At 40.4% G+C, this 15,493-nt stretch carries 12 protein-coding genes; 1 reads left to right on the plus strand and 11 read right to left on the minus strand.

Annotated features, from left to right (window positions below; genetic code table 11):
* Complete coding sequence (locus MMP60_RS01640) at nucleotides 1-2,844, minus strand: monovalent cation/H+ antiporter subunit A (RefSeq protein ID WP_241334677.1); 2,844 nt, start codon at nucleotides 2,842-2,844, stop codon at nucleotides 1-3.
* A gap of 504 nt (nucleotides 2,845-3,348) precedes the next feature.
* Here MMP60_RS01640 and MMP60_RS01645 point away from each other — a divergent pair.
* Nucleotides 3,349-3,858: a hypothetical protein gene (locus MMP60_RS01645; RefSeq protein WP_241334678.1), complete on the plus strand. Its 510-nt coding sequence runs from the start codon at nucleotides 3,349-3,351 to the stop codon at nucleotides 3,856-3,858.
* A 56-nt stretch (nucleotides 3,859-3,914) separates the two neighbouring features.
* Here MMP60_RS01645 and MMP60_RS01650 read toward each other — a convergent pair whose 3' ends face one another.
* The 10 genes from MMP60_RS01650 to MMP60_RS01695 form a co-directional block, all read right to left on the minus strand.
* Entirely contained in the window at nucleotides 3,915-5,297 is a 1,383-nt protein-coding gene (locus MMP60_RS01650) for an AAA family ATPase (protein ID WP_241334679.1), read from the minus strand.
* Between the two features lie 23 nt (nucleotides 5,298-5,320).
* Nucleotides 5,321-6,823, minus strand: coding sequence for a UvrD-helicase domain-containing protein (locus MMP60_RS01655; protein ID WP_241334680.1), 1,503 nt, complete (start codon nucleotides 6,821-6,823; stop codon nucleotides 5,321-5,323).
* A 9-nt stretch (nucleotides 6,824-6,832) separates the two neighbouring features.
* A complete protein-coding gene (hisIE, locus tag MMP60_RS01660; protein WP_241334681.1) occupies nucleotides 6,833-7,600 on the minus strand; it encodes a bifunctional phosphoribosyl-AMP cyclohydrolase/phosphoribosyl-ATP diphosphatase HisIE in 768 nt (255 codons plus the stop codon).
* A 752-nt stretch (nucleotides 7,601-8,352) separates the two neighbouring features.
* Entirely contained in the window at nucleotides 8,353-8,739 is a 387-nt protein-coding gene (locus tag MMP60_RS01665) for a VOC family protein (protein WP_241334682.1), read from the minus strand.
* Between the two features lie 26 nt (nucleotides 8,740-8,765).
* Entirely contained in the window at nucleotides 8,766-10,082 is a 1,317-nt protein-coding gene (locus MMP60_RS01670; protein WP_241334683.1) for an NAD(P)/FAD-dependent oxidoreductase, read from the minus strand.
* Between the two features lie 11 nt (nucleotides 10,083-10,093).
* A complete protein-coding gene (locus tag MMP60_RS01675; RefSeq protein ID WP_241334684.1) occupies nucleotides 10,094-11,155 on the minus strand; it encodes an SMI1/KNR4 family protein in 1,062 nt (353 codons plus the stop codon).
* Between the two features lie 169 nt (nucleotides 11,156-11,324).
* Nucleotides 11,325-12,944 carry an AarF/UbiB family protein gene (locus MMP60_RS01680; protein ID WP_241334685.1) on the minus strand — a complete coding sequence of 540 codons (1,620 nt, stop codon included), beginning with the start codon at nucleotides 12,942-12,944 and terminating at the stop codon, nucleotides 11,325-11,327.
* 12 nt (nucleotides 12,945-12,956) lie between these two features.
* Complete coding sequence (locus MMP60_RS01685) at nucleotides 12,957-13,637, minus strand: hypothetical protein (protein WP_241334686.1); 681 nt, start codon at nucleotides 13,635-13,637, stop codon at nucleotides 12,957-12,959.
* A 10-nt stretch (nucleotides 13,638-13,647) separates the two neighbouring features.
* Nucleotides 13,648-14,589, minus strand: coding sequence for a bifunctional demethylmenaquinone methyltransferase/2-methoxy-6-polyprenyl-1,4-benzoquinol methylase UbiE (gene ubiE / locus MMP60_RS01690; RefSeq protein WP_018677430.1), 942 nt, complete (start codon nucleotides 14,587-14,589; stop codon nucleotides 13,648-13,650).
* Nucleotides 14,590-14,780: 191 nt separating this feature from the next.
* Nucleotides 14,781-15,488, minus strand: a complete 708-nt coding sequence (locus MMP60_RS01695) for a hypothetical protein (RefSeq protein ID WP_241334687.1) — start codon at nucleotides 15,486-15,488, stop codon at nucleotides 14,781-14,783.
* Nucleotides 15,489-15,493 lie beyond the last annotated feature (5 nt).

Here is a 15,493-nt window from a genome sequence, read left to right on the forward strand (position 1 = left end):
TTATTTATCTCCACTTGGAACAGGTCCAGACATACTTGAGTGACGTGAATCACCTAAGACCGAAATTAACAGCATCGTCGCACCAACAACGGTCATGTAAACTCCGAGATCAAATGAGACAGCCGAAGCTAGATGCATTTTTCCGAATAAAGGTGGTTCTACATAGATATGTGCTGTTGTTAAGAATGGGCGTGCCCAAAACCAAGCAGCGATGCCTGTGAGACCTGCAATCGCTAAGCCTGAGCCGATCCATATTTCATAGAGGCGGCCAGATCTAGCTTTAATCAATTGTTCGGTTTTATCTTGACCTAAAACAATGTATTGAATAATCAGCGCCATTGCGGTGATTAAACCTGCAATAAAGCCACCACCAGGGTAATTATGACCACGCATGAAGATATAGATGCTCACGACTAAAGCGAGAGGAAGTACCCATGACGCAGAAATTCGTAACATCAATGGCGAAGGGTTAAAACGATAAGATAAGCCTTGTGTCATGGTCGTTCCATGCGCACGCATACCATCCATCAGACAAAGCGCACCAATTGCAGCGATACCGAGTACGGCAATTTCACCAAAGGTATCAAAACCACGGAAGTCAACGAGAATGACGTTGACAACATTTGAGCCACCACCTAATGGTATTGATTGTTGTAAGAAGAACCATGAAATGGAGTTATGTTCACGGGTTAAGATCAGCCATGTAATCCAACCAATTCCGATACCACCTGCAATCGCCAAGCTCGCATCTCGCCAACGGCGTGGGCGGCTCGATTCATAAGGGGTTAATTGTGGTAATAATGATAAGCTCATCAACAATAAGACGGTGGTGACGACATCAACGGTGATTTGAGTGAGCGCCAAGTCTGGTGCAGATAGCGTTACGAATACCATGGTGACGACCAGTCCGACTGCACCACTAATCAAAACGGCTTTGATCCGCTCATGGTGAAACCAGAGCATCATCCAGCATCCGCAGAATAGCGTCAGCCATAATACGATCGCCATCAACGGTGCATGGGTGAGTTCTCGTGTGCCTGTGGTCAGACCTTGGTTGAATAATGGTAGCCCGACCATGATGATGCTAAATAAAACAATCCAAAGTAGATAACTTTGTAGTGACCCTGTTTCTGTTGCTTTTTTAATTTTTCGGCTAGCCAGTAACAGATGTTTAAGGAACAACTCAAATAAGATTTTGCCTTGAAATTTTCCTAAATAAGGATCAAGGTCGATCTTACGTAGTCGTCCATTTTTAGCGAGTGTAAAGTAAAACAGTCCACCACCAATCAAGGCGATGAGGCTCATCATTAGAGGGGCATTAATGCCATGCCAAATTGCTAAATGAATACCTTCAAATTCGGGTTGTGCCAAACTTGCGCGCGTTACACTATTGACCATTGTTCCTGCCAGTAAGGCAGGGAAAATACCAACTAAAATACATAAGCTTGCCAAAATAATTGCTGGCAAGCGCATACCTAAAGCGGGTTCATGTGCTTCTTTGTTTGGAACCTGTTGACCAACGCCGCCATCAAAGAACACACCATGCACTAAACGGATGGAATAACTGACCGCGAAAATACCTGATAGAGTTGCGACAATTGCTGAAATCACCATTACTGGGCCAGACAAATTTGCCAGTAACTCAGTAAAGAACATTTCTTTGGAAAGAAAACCATTGGTGAGCGGCACGCCTGCCATCGAGGCAGCCGTAATCATGGTTAATGTCCCTGTAAAGGGGAGCAATTGCCAAATTCCACTGAGCTTACGTAAATCACGTGTACCTGTTTCATGATCAATAATTCCTGCAATCATGAACAAGGCTGCTTTAAATGTTGCATGGTTAATGATGTGGAAAATTGCGGCTGCAACAGCAAGTGGTGAACCAATACCAAGCAAACAAACAATTAAACCTAAATGACTGATGGTCGAATATGCCAACAGACCTTTGAGATCTTCTTTGAAAATGGCGAAACCTGCTGCCATACACAAGGTAAATAGACCAACAAAGGTCACAATGTTGTGATACAGCGCAGTGCCAATAAATAGAGGGGCTAAACGTGCTAATAAGAAAATGCCTGCTTTCACCATCGTTGCTGAATGTAGATAGGCTGAAACAGGGGTGGGAGCTGCCATTGCATTTGGCAACCAAAAGTGAAAAGGAAATTGCGCACTTTTGGTAAATGCACCTAATAAAATTAAAAGTAGCGTTGGAATAAATAACTGATGTTGTTGAATGGAGTCTTTCATTAACACCAATTGATCAATCTGATAAGTCCCTGTGATCTGCCCTAGGAGTACAAAGCCCCCTAACATTGCTAAACCACCCATTCCTGTGATGGTGAGTGCCATACGTGCGCCACGTTGAGCGGCATCATATTGACTCCAATAACCGACAAGCAGGAATGAGGAAATACTGGTGAGTTCCCAAAATACCAAGAGAATAATTAAATTATTTGAGAGAGAAATTCCAAGCATGGCTGCCATAAACAGCATGAGCAATTGGTAGAGTTTAGCAAGAGAGTTTTTAGGGCTGAGATAATAATAGGCATAAATATAAATCAGTGTGCCGATACCGCTGATCAGTAAACTAAACAATAAGCCTAAGGCATCTAGGCGAAAACTCAGATTAATGCCGAGTTGTGGAATCCAATTCCAGCTTTGTTGAATAGCATGACCTTGTAGCACAGTTTCTGCTTGGCTAAGCAGTAAAATAAAACAACTTAGGCTGATGCCAATTGCCCCAAGTGCCATCACGCCCCGTGAAATACGTTGCAATTGTGAGACAAGGGTCGTGCCAAGTATAAGTGGTAATAAAATAATAATCGGTAGCACACTGGTATCCATGTCAATGATTTAGGTCGAGAGAGACCTAAAGGTGGATTTTCTTTCAGGACTTAAGGCGTTCAAAGAGAATGCCAAGGTTTAAAGTCGCGAAACCCAATCAAGTTAACGAAAAGATTAAGTTGTATTGCACAACTCTAAATTAAAAAATGAAATTTATTTTACTATAAAATATTCATTAGAATTTCATGTTATTACATGAAACTAACAACATCTTTTGGCTGGAAATGCTGAAAAAGATTCTTTGATTAAAGTTGCTTATGTCACTTTTTACCCCGATTTCACTGCTCATCATTACTGATTGATTTCATACTGTTTTGTTATCTTTGGTGCGAAGGAGCGAATCGTATAGGGTTAATCAAGATAGAGCGTTGCCGTATGATTTGACCATCATATGGCTGTTTTATGTGGTTAAAAATAGAACTTTATGTTGAACATATGAATGTTCAACGATGCTGTAATAGCAAATGAATACGCGATAGACTTCATTGATTTTTAGGGGTTAATGTGGAAAACAATCTTGATCTAACTTTTTCATCCGATCAAATAAAAAATGGTTCACCTCTTCCAGTGAAGGTAAACGTTCCAAAAACAATTTATTTAATTGCATTTTTTCTATTCTTTATGATGGGCGGATATATAAGGGCTATTCAGCATCATCTTATTGCAGAGTTTGCTTCACAAGCATTTGCAGAAGCTGTGGTTTTATTCATCATTATGCTTTCTATTGTGCTGCCTATAGCGATTGCTTTTTTTAATCGTACAGCACTGATTATTGGTGCCATCATTATGGGGCTTATGTCGTTATTTTTGGTATCTGGGCTGGTTTACGCTATTTATATAGGGATAACCAACATGTCTATGATAATTGGTTCATTCATTATGATTGCTTTATTTAGCTATTGTGCTTGGTACTGTGGTCGTAAAAGAACACTCGATTTAGCAAACATGCATGCCGCATATAAGAAGCATCATGCAATGGTAAAGCAAGTTCAGAAAAGTCTTCATCAAAGGTGAGGGGAACTAGTTTCTCAGGTTGATGCCTCGACTGGAATTGAATGAACTCTACTTTTTCAAAATGATGTCTCTTGAGGCGTATCATCAATCTTCAGCAGATGAAGCAAATTACTTTTTTCCTGCTCATCTAAGTCTTGGATTTGATGAAAAAGCTGATCTACTTTACTGCTAAAAGTGTCTGATTCGAGTAAGTTTTGATTTTGCGAAGAACTGTCATCATCTGCTCGACTCAGTTCATTATAAAGTTGTGACAGTTGTTGTTGAGATTTTTCAATATTCATCTCGTGAATTTCTTTATCACTTAACTGTAAGCATTGATATTCTAAGGCATGCTCTAGCAATTCATCACGATTACCTGAAGCAATGATTTGTAGTCGTGGAAATGCTTGATGCAAACGCTCTAAAATTTCAGCACTCATATTTTGATCTAATTGGTGATCAATCTGATCAATCAATAATATGCCTTCACCTTCTAAACATGGATCGAAACAATGTGGGTTAAGCAAACATAAACGACGTGTAATATCTCCGACCAATGCAATCCATGTTTTAAGAGAGGCTGATAGCTGTTGAAAAGGAATGGTCTGATCGCGGTAGCGCACCATTAATTGAAGCTTAGGGATATATTGAATATAGATATCATTCAATTCTGGAAAAATCGTATGTAAGCTTTTTTTCAGCGCATATAAATTAGGTGCTGAAAATTGTTTTGGGTGATTGATCAGCTCTTGTTGTAGTTGCTGCAAAATCTCAGATTGGTTCTGTTGGCTAAAATCATTGCCCATTAACCGCCGAACGATATGAGCAGAGTGAGCATTTTCAACATCGCTGATTTCTCTGAGCCACTCAAAAAAACGGGCAAAGGTGGTGTATGGAAGTGCGGTGAGGTCATAGGCTGAAATGTCTTGTAATGTTCCTGGTGCATTCTTACTTTGTAAATTGACTTCTTGCACAAAACGTTCAGCAGGATAGTAGGCAATTAACGGTAAACCAAATAACGGGTCTTGAAGACTGGTTTTTTGATACAACGACACCATTTGATCCAGTTGTTGAGTTTCAACTTGGCTAATGCCCACGCCTTGACTGTTAAATGTTTTAAATAATTTCCAACTACAGCTTTGAGTATCGGTTTGCTGCGCAGAGCTACTTTCTGGCAGGCTACTATTCAGTTCGCTGCTTATGCGGACTTGAAGCTGTACTTTGGCTTGTAATCGCGTCAACATAATATCTTGATCCGCAATTACGACACCCGCAGTCCGAATATCTTTATAGCGGGCGGAAAACCAAGTCAGGGCTTGATAGATATTTCGTAAAACGGTGGTTTTGCCTGTGGCTTGCTCACCTAAAATAAGTGTGATGGGATGTTCTGCAGGTTGAAATTCAATGGTTAAATCTCGAAACATCCCAACATGTTTAAATAGCACCGATTCAAGTTGCATAAGCTCCCCCTGAACATAAGCGCTTAACCTACGGACTGACGAAGACTTGAGGGAGCGCCCCGTTTTAATTGTTGTATGAGATCGTAAAGATGATGGATATTTAAACTTACTTTAGCACGAGTACAGGCAACATAAAGTAATCTTAATTCCTCATCTGTAATTTTGTGCTCTAGTCCATTGATTTTAAATTGATAATCATCTTCGATATGCACACGATTCCATTCCAAGCCTTTGGCTTTATGTGCGGTGGAAATCACATAATCTGCTTGTTCAATGGGCGTGATTTTAGCAAGCGCTTTCTTGAGTGGCTCAGTACCGTGATCATCAACCAGTTTAACTAAGGGCTTAATATCACTGCCATCATTGGTTTCACAATATTCATGCACATCATGCCAAGAGTTGAACCAAGCCAATTCGGGTACATCGGTAATGCGTTTGCCTTGTTTGAGTAAACTGGCTGCATCTACAAAACGACTGAGTTTTTGGTGATCGGCTTGCAAACCGACTTTGTCACCATGTACTAAACCTGAGAGTAATAGTTCCATTGCTCTCGCATTGGTACGGCATAGAATTGCATCACGCATTTTGGTATGCGGTTTATTCACGACACTCGATTTAACATTCGGATTGCCAAGTAGCGGAACAGTTTCGTTTAATGCACCAAGCAGACTATTGGCAACATCAGCAATTGCATCGCCAAAACGGAAAGAGGTGGTTAAGCGACTTTCATGTAATGGCATTTGTTGCATGGCATTGACCGCACCACGCCACGCATAGATTTGTTGATGTGCATCACCGACATAAATCACTTGTGTGCTTTTTTGACGGAGTAAAATACCCAACATGAGTGGGTCAGCATCTTGTGCTTCATCAAATAGAACATAATCCGTCGGGATATTGGGTTCTGATAATGCCCAAAGTTTGAGGTAAATATCGTGACCAATGCCTGCTTGATGATTTTGATCAATCGACTCTAACCAACGGCGTTCAACTGCTGGATATAAGTGTTGTTGTAACGATTCAATATCATCTTGATGCAACCAGCTTGGCGCTTGAATATGGCGAGGGGCAGGATATTGTGAGCTGGTCGAGCAGAAATAGCTGACAGCATTAGCAACCAAACTCGCAAGACGACTTGGCATCAATACATATTTTTCGTAACGTCCACCCATTAAACGACGGAGCGTAATAGGCTCTAAACGATATTCTTTAGCAATAAAACTTGGGCTTAAACGCGGTAGTCGTAATTTATCAGTCACGCCACGTGGTACGCTACGAAAGGCAAGAGAGTGAAAGGTACGACAATTTACATTGCCATGAAATTTACTCTGTGCTTCAGATGCAATGGCTTTGTTAAAAGCCAAATACATACCACGCCGTTCGGGCATGGCATCACTGATCATTTGTAAAGTCGTGGTTTTACCTGTGCCAGCATACGCAATCACTTTAAAGGACTGACCTAAACGTGCATTGTCTATCGCAATCGCTTGCTCATAGGTGGCTTTGGGTTTCTCGATATTCGACACAGGCAGGGGTTACGCTTCTTGGCTACGGTTGGCTTTTTCAACCAAACCAGAAAGACCTTGGCGACGAGCAAGTTCATCAAGGACTTCTTGTGGATCAAGGTCGAAGTAGCCGAGCATGACAATAGTGTGGAACCATAAATCTGCAACTTCATAAATCAGATCATGCTTATTTTCTAAAGAGGCATGTGCTGCATAATCTTTGGCTGCAATAATGCTTTCGATGCTTTCTTCGCCAACTTTTTCTAAAATTTTATTAATGCCTTTTTTGTATAGGCTCGCAACATAAGAACTATCCGCTTCAGCTTTTTTACGCTCTTGCATCAAACGTCCTAAGTGACTAAGTACGTCAACTTGTTCAGCGTGACCATGATCGTGTGCTTCGACTTTCGCAGATGCACCGTAAATTGCAGTTGGATCTTTCAGTTGAGCATCAACAATTTCCCAACCTTGTGGCGTGAGTTTACGATAAAAACAAGACTCACGACCTGTATGACAAGCAATTCCGCCGTGCTGTTCAATTTGTAGAATAATGACATCGGCGTCGCAATCTAAACGAATTTCATGCACTGTTTGAAAGTGCCCTGATTCTTCACCTTTGTGCCACAGTTTTTGACGTGAACGTGAGTAATACACGGCTTGATTTTTCTCAGCAGTGAGTTGTAATGCTTCACGATTCATCCATGCAACCATTAACACACGACCAGTTTGATGATGTTGTGCAATGGCAGGAACAAGACCATTGGAATCAAATTTAACTTCATCTAACCAGTTTGACATGAGTGAAAAATCCATTGAGCGGAAAGCCGTTAGTGTAGCGGTTGTGACTAGGGTTGGCTATGCTTGTTGGGTAAAAAATGCTTTAGGTGCTGGGTTGGATATATGATCCCATTAATTCATTATTTTTTGTACGTAGGAATATTAGTGCACATATAATCATAGATGCGGATGAATTTGCATAGTCTGCGAGAAACCAATGGTTAACTAGATAATAGATACTTGATAAGCAAGCCCAAATGATCAACATTCTAATTAAATATCTTTGATGGATAAAGAATAGTAGAAAGAGTGGAATCAGGTTAAATAGGATCATCCACCAAAAACCTGAGCTTTCAATCATACGCCCAATAGTCGATTGGGGGTGGGGATGCCAAAAAGGAAATGCGTACTTCTTAGCAAAGAAGCTGATTATATTGAATAAGCTGGGTAGCAAAAACAGTGCAATATAAATAATCACATTAGATTTCTTCTGCCGATACAATGCCCATAGAAAACTATTTTTCATGTTCAACCTTGTTTTTATTGATGAGTTACATCAATCTCAACTTTTATAAAATAATATTTCCATATTTTCTTAAATCCCTCCTTGCACTGCTACAACCGCAGCTCACCCTTTGAAAAAGGGAGGAGTCCCACAAAATTAATAACTTAAATCATTTGGTGGAAAGTCCCCCTTTTAAAAGGGGGATTTAGGGGGATTATTTGAGTTTAGACCAATTTTAAGTTGAGATTGGCGTATGAGTTTTAATTTTTTAAGTATTTAGATAGTTCGATATTTCAATCAAGTTCTGATCTGGATCACGTAAATAGATTGATAAAATTTTTCCTATTGCTCCAGTTCTTTCGATAGGACCTTCAAGGATTTCAATGTTTAATGCGTGAAGATGTGCAATCACATCCTTTAAAGGCGTCTCGGCAATAAAACATAAATCCGCAGAACCTGATGTTGGACGAAGTGCTTTAGGTTCAAACTCTTTTCCGACTTGATGTAAATTGATTTTCTGCGAACCAAATTGCAGTGCCTTACGATTTTCACCAAAAGTAATCACCTCAAAATTTAGGGCAGACTGATAAAACTGACAACTGATTTCAATATCAGCGACTGTCAAAACCAAATGATCTAAATGACTAATTTTCATATTTAATTCAACTCTTGTTTTTGATCTTAGTCATATTCAGGCAATGATTGATTGTTTTGAATCAAGACATTTTGATTGTGTTGGTATTCAGCAATCTGTTGATAGCTCATATGTTGGAACATACCTGTTTTTAAACCTGAAATGGTAATCGCCATTTCTTTACGAAAATAGGGGGTTTGATACATCCAAGGAAAAGTAAGATCACGTATGCCACCCGCCCACCAATGATCAGATTGATAAAGTGGAGTCAGTAAACGACTAAGGAATTGATAGAACTGAGTCGAGGGGCGCCGCTGTTGATGATAATGTTGCCATAACATTGACCAGTCAATTTGCTGGTTTTTCTGAGCAGCGTGTAATGATTGGGAAAAAGCCCACGCATCTAAAAGTGCCATATTCGCACCTTGTCCGAGTTGTGGACTCATGGCATGTGCAGCATCACCAATCACACCAATTCGACCTTGTCCGTATCGAGACATCACCACATCACGATATTGAGCAGACAACCATTGCGGTTGATTGTGTTCATCCAATAAAAGTTGTTCTAGCCATTTAGCGACATCAGACCAACGATCTGACACTTGCTTTAACCAATCTTGTTTTGATTGTTCAGTTTTTAAGAATGATTGCAGTTGTGATGTTGGTAAACTCCAAAACACACTGGAAAGTCGTTGTTGCGGTGCGGAGGGTATTGCACCTGTAGGCAGAACACCCATCATGATTTTAGAACGATCATAGAATTGATGCAGAATTTCAGGATTTAAATTTAAGCATTCAGGCACGATGCTCCAAGCTGCACCCCACGGATAAGCTTGATCAACTTTGACCCATGCTTTAGGACGAAGTTGGCTGCGCGCGCCATTGGCAATCAGTACCGCATCGAAACAGTCATCAAAGTTGTGTTGTTGATCCGTACCAAATAATCGAATTTCATTCGGCTGTTCTTCAATGCGTTCAATATGATGATTCATTCGCCAAGTGACATGACTTGAATATTCAGCGAGTTTTTGAGTGAGGATATGGCACAACGTGGAACGATGGATGCCGAGACCATAAAGGTTGTTGCCTGCCTGATGATAGTGGCTATTCACCAATAGACGTTTATTTGCAAGTTGTCCTTCTAAACCTGTGACTTTTGCACCGAGTTTTAACGCCTGATCGAGCACACCGAGATGTTCAAAAACAGCCAAACCCGCAGGTTGTAGCAACAAGCCTGCGCCAACAGGCGATAGTTCTTCAACCTGTTCAAAAATCGTAACGTGATGACCTTCTCGTGCGAGCAAAATCGCAGTCGTCAGTCCCGCTGTACCTGCACCAATAATGGCGAAATTTAATTTTTTCATGGGTTTATGATCTAGTCGTCATCCTTGTTGCTTTGAATCCATTCATAACGTGTATCATTACCTGTATTTAGTTGTTGAATGGTACTTTCAAGTAACTGTTCCAAAGAATCAAAAAAGACAATACGAGACCAAGCTTCATTTTGTAATTCAACGATTTGTCCAATTTTTCCTGTTTCATTGGGATCAAGATCAATGACTAAATAATCTCCATTACGTCCTTCGGCAAATGGTATCCAAGAGGGATTGCTATAGCCAATCGCTTTGACTTTTACATCATAATCTTCTAAGCAAGAGCTGTATTCTTCTGAGTCAAATTCCTCATGAAGATCTATAATATTTTCCCATATCTCATAGAGTCTTGAGAATGGAAGTAGATCGTAGCCCCAACCATTGACGTGGAACTGAAAAACAGAAGTGACAGCATCCCAATAAACATTATGTACTTTATAAAAATTGATGAGACTTGTAGGTAATTTGCCTTCAAATAAGCTTTGTTGCCCATCTATGTCGTGTTGTTGAATACCATCAGTTAGGTTGTAAAATCGATTATAGCTTGGTACATAGGATTGAATCGCATAAAGCCAGTTTCCCCAAAGTGTTGAATAATATTCAAAGCCTGTATCAAGTTTTAAGGGGAGAGGGATTTCTGGTGCTTGGTAGGATTTAAAACAGATAAAAGAATAAGGATCTTTAAGATAAAGTGAAACAGAAATGTTTTGGGCAATTAAAGAATGCTTATCATCACCTACATATAATGCAACTCGTTGTTCAGGATGTGCTTTGTAATAATCAATCAAGGTGTGTTTATAAAAAGAAACTTGACCAGAAAATGCAGATTTGGGTTGATGGTCATATTTCTCAGGATTCAAAAGCAGGGTTATGTCTTCGATAAAATCATCATTTTTGCTATAAGCAACCACACCCTCATCATCCCACAGATAATTATGCTGATATGCTGTTTTAACTTTACGAAATGTTCCCAATGAAGAACAAAATGCTTGGATGGGAATTGGGAAATTCCAAATTTGACCATTGATTGAAAGACCTTGATCATTTAAGTCAATATTAAGCATATTTAAATCCTTATTTTATAAAGATGATTTTGATTTATTTTTAATTGCAAAAAATACAGTAAAAAAACTAAATATTATGAAAATGTTTATAGAGTTTAGGCTACATGATAGGTAAATGAATTACTTAATGGGAATCATTGAATCAACACTTAATTCCCATGTTCAAGCATTATTTTATAATTCGCCAAAGTGCGATCAACGCACTCAATCCAATCAAGACTACTGAGACAAACCAAGGGCTGATGATGGCAATGGTCAGTAAAATCAACATGGTACTGCCAAACATCCAACTACGGCGTTGTTGCTGTTGCATTTGCAAACGCATTTGCTGAATTTCGCGGAGTTGTTTGTCTTGCCATGCGGATTGGTTTTTTAAACCATTTAAACTGTCGATCAGTAGGGTAGGTAAGTCTTGAGCGCCTAATAACAAGTCTGGGATTTGTTGCCCGAGTTCTTTGATATTTTTAACTGGGTTCATATTGGCTTTGACCCATTCGGTCAAAATCGGTTTTGCCAGTTTCCAAATATCAAGTTGTGGGTAAAGATCTGTGCCTAAGCCTTCAACATGTACCAAGGTTTTGAGTAACAACATCAATTGCGGTGGAATTTCTAAATGGAAACGACGCGCAATATCCATGACTTGAATTAAAATTCCTGCGAAATCGAGTTGATCCATTGGTTTTGAAACCATCGGCCCAACTGTGCGACGCATTTCACGCGACAAGGCATCTTGGTCAGTCCCCGGCGGAATCCAACCTGCTTGATGTACAATCTGAATCAATTGCATAAAGTTGCTGTTCATCACCGCAAGCAACATCCGTGCAATCGTCATTTGGTCATGCTTAGACAACTCACCCATGATGGCACAGTCCAACGCAATAAAGCGTGGGTTGCTTGGGTTAATGGTTTCAACAAACACATTCCCCGGATGCATGTCGGCATGGAAAAAATTGTCACGAAACACTTGGGTAAAGAAGATGGTTAAACCTTTTTCAGCCAAATCCGCACGATCCATACCCAAACGATCAAAGGTTGCGATATCTGAAATAGGCACACCTGTGATGCGTTCGGCTACCATGACATCTTTACTGTCCATATAGACTTCGGGCACATACATCATGCTTGAGCCCGTAAAGTAATGACGCATACGGCGGGTATTATCCGCTTCTAGACTCAGATCAAGCTCATTCAAGATAATTTGACGATAGTCTTGAATGATTTCAGATAAATGCAGCGCACGTGCTGCTTCTAAACGATTTTCAAGCCAGTCACCGAGCCATGCCAAGATTTCAAAGTCTTGCAGAATTTGATTGCGAATATCAGGGCGAGTGACTTTAACCACCACTTCACGACCATCGTGTAAGGCAGCAGTATGAACTTGTGCAATTGATGCCGCAGCAAGGGGTTGCTCATCAAAGCGAGAGAATAATGTGGATACATCTGCTTTGAGCGATTCTTGGATACGTTGTTTTGCCAATTGGGTGTCATAGGGTTTGACATGGTCTTGTAACAACACCAATTGTGATAATACTTCTGGTGGAATCAAATCACGACGAGTAGAAAGTAATTGCCCCAGTTTAATCGCTAAGGGGCCCATATCCTCTAAAGCTTCTTTGAGCTTGAGCGGATTCTTTTTCTCACGGCTTGACCATGCCGCAGGATGGGTCTTGATAATGTTTAGGGCATGGCGTGCTTTAACTGGTAATTCTTCCGCAGGGAACAAGGTGTCAAGGCGGTAGTGTGCAGCAATACGCCAGAGTTCGAGTAACCGTGTAACATGCGGAATCATATAAAACCTTACCTAGTCTTGTGAGGGTTGTTTTTGTGGATTGAGTGAAGCGTGTAACTGCTGAAATTTCGCTTCTAAACGATCTAATTCTTGATTGAGTTGACGTGTCTCACGATTGAGATCGTCCATTTGCCAACGTGGAGCAAATAAACCACTATCTTCTTTTAAAGTATCTTCAACAAAGAATAAATGGCTTTGTAATGAGCGTTTGAGTTGAGTTGGTGCAAATTGAATCTTACCCAATTCATGTGCCAGTTGTGGGCCAATCCAAGGGGAAAGATGTGCAGCAAGATCAGGCTCAGCCTGTTGCATAATTCTTTGAATATCTTGTAATAGATGATAATCGCCCTGTAAGGGAATATTACCAATCTTATCTAGATCACTCAGCAATAACTTAACCAACTCAACAACATTTTCAACCTGTAATGTTGCAGTTGCATCAGTCAACTTAGATTGAGAATCAAACGGACGTTGTTCAAAAATAGAAGGCGTTTGACTTTGTCCTGTTACGGTGGGTTCAAGGCGAACTTTATTTTCATCAAAGAAAACATCAACTGAGAGTTGTGGGCTATTGATCACAACACGCAATAATTGACCTTGCAATTGATTGAGCTGAATGCGTGTAATCGCATCCAAGTCAATCACATGATGAATGATACGTTCGACTGCACCGAGTGCTAAAATCGACCACATATCTTAAACCTTAAAGTTTGAATCCACGGTGAACTGCAACAATACCACCCGTGAGGTTGTGATAGTCACAGCTTTGGAAGCCAGCATGTTCCATCATGCTTTTTAACGTACGTTGGTCTGGATGCATACGAATCGATTCAGCAAGATATTTATAGCTTTCAGAATCGTTTGCGACCAACTTACCCATGATCGGCAGTGCTGTAAATGAGTAAAAATCGTAGAGTTTTGAAAATGGTTCAAAGACTGGTTTTGAAAATTCGAGTACCAGTAAGCGACCACCTGGCTTGAGTACACGATACATGGCTTGTAATGCTGCATCTTTATCGGTCACGTTACGTAAACCAAAACTGATGGTGAGTAAATCAAAACTGTTGTCTGCAAATGGTTCTAAGGTTTCAGCATTGGCAAGTACGAAATCAACATTGGTACAGCCTGCATCAAGCAGACGATCACGACCTACATTTAACATAGATTCGTTAATATCTGACAGTACCACATGACCTTGTGGCCCGACTTCGCGACTAAATACTTTAGCCAAGTCGCCTGTACCCCCAGCGATGTCAAGGACATGTTGTCCACGGCGAACGCCTGACATATTGATTGCAAATCGTTTCCAAAGGCGGTGAATACCAAATGACATTAGGTCATTCATAATGTCGTATTTACTTGCAACTGAATGGAAAACTTCGGCAACTTTTTGGGCTTTATCATCACTATTTACAGTTTGATAACCAAAGTGTGTGGTTTGACCGACATTGCCTGTGTTTGCCCCACGCGGTAAATTATATTTCGGCACTGAACCAGTAGGTGTCGATGCCAAGCCTTGTTGTAAAGATTGTTGCTGACCTTGAGGCGCTCCTTGAGGGAGTGGCGAGCTTAGGAAGGGACTGACTTTGTCTGAACTTGGGTTTTGCTCAACTTCTGGGGTGGGCTGTTGGTTTTCGTTAGACATTGTTTTCTCCTAAACTTTCGCTCTAGCGGCACGAATCAGCATGCATCATGACAGATTTTGTATTTTTTTACAGGGTTTAGCATATCATTGTTATGAATAATATACAGAAAGTCACTTGCTCAAAAGTATTTTAATTTTTGTTATGGGCTTAAAAAATCCCCCTTTAATCAAAGAGGGATGGTCGATCAAACTTAGCCACGAAAGGGGTTAGGATGACCTGCATGAACTTTCTCAATGATTTCACGTTCTTTCTCGGTAAACGTTTTGATAAAAGCTGCTGCAGATTTCATCGGTTTCATTGCTGCAAAACCTTCTTGAATGAATTCATACATTTGTTCAAATTGATATTTGCTGGCAATGCCTTTACACATTTTAAATGCAGCGTACATCATGGTTGAACGCATGTATTTATCTAATGCGAGACCAAGTTCATCAAGGAGTTGTAATTGTTCATAACGTGCATCACCTTGATCGAGTTTGACTAAGGTCTGGCGCATGATTTCATCAGTTAAAGGTGTTTCTAAAGGATAATCTTCGAGCAGTTGTTCTGCGACTTGTTCATCGAGTCGTGTTGCAAGTACGGCGAGACTGACCGATTTAGTTCCTGTTTTTATCGCATTTTCAGGTAGTAATTTTTCTGCTTTATGGGCGTACTTTAAGAGGCGTTCGATTTGTTGTGCAATTGCATCAAAGTCTGGGCCACCATATAAACGATTGAGAAAATATTGTGCCATCAGTTGATTTTCAGGCAGGGCAAAAAATTCTTGGTGTGTTCCTGCAATTCGTGTTTTCATCCACGCTTGTACTTCATGCAGACGTTGCTTAAGTGCTGGATTTTGGTGGTAATTCAAAGTTTGGTATTGTAATAAAAGATGATCAAATGCTGCGAGTTTTGACATGTTCG

The sequence above is a fragment of the Acinetobacter sp. ANC 4805 genome, from assembly GCF_022549495.1.
Classification (GTDB): domain Bacteria; phylum Pseudomonadota; class Gammaproteobacteria; order Pseudomonadales; family Moraxellaceae; genus Acinetobacter.